The 4,316-nt window shown below is 71.7% G+C and carries 3 protein-coding genes; 1 reads left to right on the top strand and 2 read right to left on the bottom strand.

Going from position 1 to position 4,316, the window contains the following annotated elements; genetic code table 11:
* Nucleotides 1–704: 704 nt before the first annotated feature.
* A complete protein-coding gene (locus D7193_RS33130) occupies nt 705–908 on the bottom strand; it encodes a hypothetical protein (RefSeq protein WP_241563734.1) in 204 nt (67 codons plus the stop codon).
* Between the two features lie 181 nt (nt 909–1,089).
* Here D7193_RS33130 and D7193_RS33125 point away from each other — a divergent pair, with 181 nt between their 5' ends.
* Nucleotides 1,090–2,457 (top strand): alpha/beta hydrolase family protein, encoded by a 1,368-nt coding sequence (locus D7193_RS33125; protein ID WP_120783626.1) that lies wholly within the window; start codon nt 1,090–1,092, stop codon nt 2,455–2,457.
* 62 nt (nt 2,458–2,519) lie between these two features.
* Here the strand turns inward: D7193_RS33125 and D7193_RS33120 are convergent, their stop codons facing one another.
* On the bottom strand, nt 2,520–3,230 hold the full coding sequence (locus D7193_RS33120; protein ID WP_120783625.1) for a hypothetical protein: 711 nt from the start codon (nt 3,228–3,230) through the stop codon (nt 2,520–2,522).
* Nucleotides 3,231–4,316: the final 1,086 nt, after the last annotated feature.

The following is a 4,316-nucleotide window of genomic DNA, read 5'->3' as shown; positions in this document are numbered from 1 at the left end:
GTCCAACGACCGGCGGCCCACCATCATTCCCGGGGCCATGTGCTCCGGCCGGGTCCGTGTCCAACGACCGGGGCTCCGCGATCATTCCGCGCGGCCGGCTCGCGGCCGGGTCCGTGTTCAACGGCTCGCGGCCCGCGATCATTCCGCGGGGCCTGCACTCTGCCCGCACCCTGGCGGGCTGGTTCCTCGGCCGTCGCGGATAGTCAACGCCCCCGACCCGGCGGCGATTCCGGCCCCGGGATGCCACCGGTCACACCCACAAACCACCCACACCACCCAGCCGGCCACGACCACCCGATCCAGCAGGTCGGCTTGTCCGCCGTGTCCGTGTCGCCGGCCGCGTGGCTGCCGATCCCCCCACGAGCGTGATGCCTCAGAGGCATAAATATGCCTCTGAGGCATCACGCTCACCTGGAAGGATGGCCCGCGTAAGGCCCCGCGAACCGGACACAAACCCCCAAACCGGCCGCACGAACTGGTGATCGACTCGACATCCTGGAAGTCGCGCTGTCCACCCCACCCGGACACCGCGACATCCACGCAGCCCGTGTCGATCACCGCCCTCATGGGGCCGGTAGGTCCCAAACGCGCCAACCAGATCGGCGATAGGGCGGCATCCGACCCACGTCGACCCCGCCCCATCGGCGATACGGAGTCGATCACGCCTGACCAACCGGCCCGACGACCCGATGCCTGTGCCCGCATCAGCCTCCTGCGCCCGGATCAACCTGGTCGGCCACCCGGTCCTGCACCTTCGCGGCGTAGCGGTCCAGCACCGTACGGGCGTCCAGCCCCAGGCCCTCGATGGCGACGAGCGCGGTGAAGGCCACGTCGGCGAGTTCCGCGGCCACGTCCTCCTGGGTGCGGGTGACGCCCTTGCGAGGGACATCATGCGGAAGTCCACGCACTGCTGGCCACCTTCGGGGAGTACGGCCTCCCCGGCGACTCGGCCCCCGCGCTGACCGGAGAGTCAGCCAGGGCCATTGACAGCGGTCGACGCCCGTCCTACGTTCAGGGCGCTACCGGCCGGTAGGCATCCGTCCCGCCTGGTCGCCCCCGGTGGGCGGCACCCTCAGAGGGGGAGCACCGATGCTGTCCTCGTCCGCCCGCACCCTCCGCCGCCTCCTCGCCGCCGCCGCGACCCTGACCGTCGTGGTCGGTCTCGCCGGCGCCGCGCCGGCCGCCGCCACCGGCCGCGACGGCGACGGTACGCAGCCACTGCCCGGCTACACCATCGAGAACCCGCCGCTCGCGCCGCTGCTGGTCGGCGGAAAGCCCACGACGGTACGGCAGGGTGTGCACCGGCACGCCGGCTACATCATCGAGATCCCCGCCCGGTGGAACGGCGACCTGGTCATGTGGGCCCATGGTTACCGGGGGCAGGAGAAGGTCCTCACCACCGAGACGCCCGGCTTCGGGCTGCGTGAACGCCTGCTCCAGCAGGGGTACGCGTGGGCCGCCTCGTCGTACGACCGCAACGGCTTCGACATCCGCTCCGGTGTGCTCGCCACGAAGGACCTCGCCGACCACTTCGCCCGGACGGTCAAGCGTCCCCACCGGACGTACCTGGCCGGCGTGTCCATGGGCGGCTACATCATCGCCCGCTCCCTCGAGCAGTACCCGGGCTACTACGACGGGGCGCTGCCCATGTGCGGGGTGCTCGGCGACCAGACGCTGCTGGACTTCTTCCTCGACTACAACCTGGTGGCGCAGGCGCTCGCCGGAGTGCCCGCGTACCCGACGCCGGCGGACTACCTGACCAACGCCGTGCCGCGCATCCAGACGGCGCTGGGCCTCGCGGGGCTCACCCCCACCGGCCCGGACACGCTCAACGACCGGGGCAAGCAGTTGCGGGCCATCACCATCAACCGCTCGGGCGGCCCGCGGCCCGGCGCCACGGCCGCGTTCGCCGTCTGGAAGGACTTCCTCTTCTCCATCAGCGTCAGCAGCGCCGGCGACTCCCCCGCCGAACGTCCCGGGCAGCTGTCCACCAACCTGCTCACCCGGTACGCCCCGAACGCTCCGGTCGACGTGAACGCCATCGTGCAGCGGGTGGCGCCGGAGAACCTGCGGCAGCGGCTGCTGCCGACCCTCACCGAGGTGCCGCGCGTCGCCGGGCGACCCTCCGCGCCCGTGCTCAGCCTGCACGACCTCGGCGACCTGTTCGTACCGTTCTCGATGGAGCAGACGTACGCCCAGGACGTGGCGCGGCACGGGCGGAGCCGGCTTCTCGTGCAACGGGCGATCCGCGCCGCGCAGCACTGCGAGTTCACCCCGGCGGAGGCCGGCGCCGCCTGGGACGACCTGGTGTCCTGGGTACGCACCGGCGAGCGGCCGGCCGGTGACACCGTGACGGACCCGGCGGCAGTCGCCGCGGCGGGCTACGGGTGCCGGTTCAGCGACCGGGCCGCGTACGCCGCGGGTGTCGGCACCCGCCGCCTCTACGCGGCCTGCTGACCCTGCCGACCGGCACGCGAAAGCGGCCGGCCCCTTCCGGGACCGGCCGCTTTCCGCTTGTCTCACCAGGCCTGCTGGACGATGTCCGCCGCCTGGTCCTCCCACTGCGCGTACGCGAACGGGTACGCCGAAACCTGCACGGTCTGCGCCGCGCTGGTCAGCGGCATGTTCTGCCACCCGTCCACGTTCTTCAGCGCGTTGAAGAACGCGGTGGCCGCGTAGTCCGGGTCGGTGATCTGGTCGGGGCTGCCCCAACCGGACGACGGGCGCTGCTGGAACAGGCCCTGCGAGTCGTGGTCGTTGTACGCGCCCAGGTGGCCGAGGTTGTACAGCTTCGACTCCTGCAGCGACGTGGCGACACCGATCACCGCGCCCCGTTCACCCACGCCGGTCTTCTTGGCGGCCTTGACGATGGCCTTGGCGTTGTCGAGCTGGGCGTCGTCCAGCGGGATACGCGACTGGGCGCCCTGCACGCCGTGCGGGACCAGCTCGTCCCGGCTCGGCTTGCCGGCGGCCGGCCTGCCGTCCCGGGAACCGGTGGTCAGGCCCGACTCGACGGAGGCGTCGTGCTTGTCCGCCACGGCCTTGTCGTTGGTGGCGAGGTCGATGGCGGCGATCGCTCCGTCGTGCGGGCCGCTGGTCACGGGAGCGGCGAACGCGCTCGGCCCGAACGCGAGGCCACCGATGGCGGCCACACCCACCACGCTCAGCGCGGTCTTGCGGTAGGAATCCTTCGCGATGGCCGGGAGCCATCGGCTGAAGTCGAGCTTCACGATGGTTGCCCTTTCGATCGTGCGGAGCGCTCCGGGGTGAGCACTCCTCGGGGGACGTCCGCACCGGAAATGGTTTGGGCTCGGGCGGTACGGGGAACACAACCAGCCTGACGTGTCGGTCATTCCGGAAATGCCGGGGCCATGGGCGGTTGCGGTCCCGGTCACACGGGCGAACCGGACAGCCGGGCCGGGACGGGCACAGGGAGGCGGCGCCCCGCGGCTCCGGTGACCGTGACGTGGGCGCGTGTGTCAGGTGAGCGGGCGGGCCAGCCGGACTGGGTCACCCGGGTTGCCCAGGGCCTGACGCCTGCGGCCGGGGTTCAGGAACGACAGCCTCGGCAGGGCTATTTCCGTCGACGGTCCCGCTCGGCTCGATCGCCCCCAGCGGCAGGTCCGGGCGATCGCCTCGCGGATCCGCCTAGCGCCTTAGGCGTCTGGCCCTGGACCTGGCGCCTCGCGCCGGGCGTCGGGCGTCGGCTTGATCGACTCCGTAACGCCGATATGGCGGGGCCAAGGTGGCCGGGACGCCGCGATATCGGCGATCTGGTGTGGATCATGCCCCCTCACCGCCTGCCCCGCCGCTGCGGGCGCTTCCCTTCGTGTGGCCGCTAGGCGATCAGACGTCGGTCGGCTGGTCGGGGTTGATCGACTCGGGGTGCGTGTATGTCGCGGTGTCCCGGTGGGGTGGACAGCGCGACTTCCAGGATGTCGAGTCGATCACCGGGCTCGGGCGGCCCGGTTTGGGTCCTGTGTCCGGTTCGCGCAACGCCGGCGAGGCTTTGCCGGCCGTGAGGGTGATGCCTCAGAGGCATACGTATGACGCTGAGGCATCACGTTCGTGAGCGATCGGCAGCCACGCGGCCGGCGACACGGACACGGCGGGGCAGGCTAACCACGGTGACGGGTGGCTCGTGGCTGGCTTGGGTGGGTGTGGGTGGTTTGTGGGTGTGACCGGTGGCATCCCGGGGCCGGAATCGTCGGCGGGTCGGGGGCGTTGACTATCCGCGACGGCCGAGGCACCAGCCCGCCGAGGTGCGGGCCGAGCGCATGGCCCCGGGAATGACGGTGGGCCGCCGGTCGTTGGAT

Source organism: Micromonospora costi (genome assembly GCF_003626655.1).
GTDB lineage: Bacteria > Actinomycetota > Actinomycetes > Mycobacteriales > Micromonosporaceae > Micromonospora > Micromonospora costi.
Note: the sequence above shows the minus strand (reverse complement) of the source record. Positions and strands in the feature narration are given on the sequence as shown.

Bases quoted from the DNA above. Each gene is read 5' to 3' on its own strand.
- D7193_RS33125 (WP_120783626.1), top strand. From the start codon at position 1,090: ATGCTGTCCTCGTCCGCCCGCACCCTCCGCCGCCTCCTCGCCGCCGCC.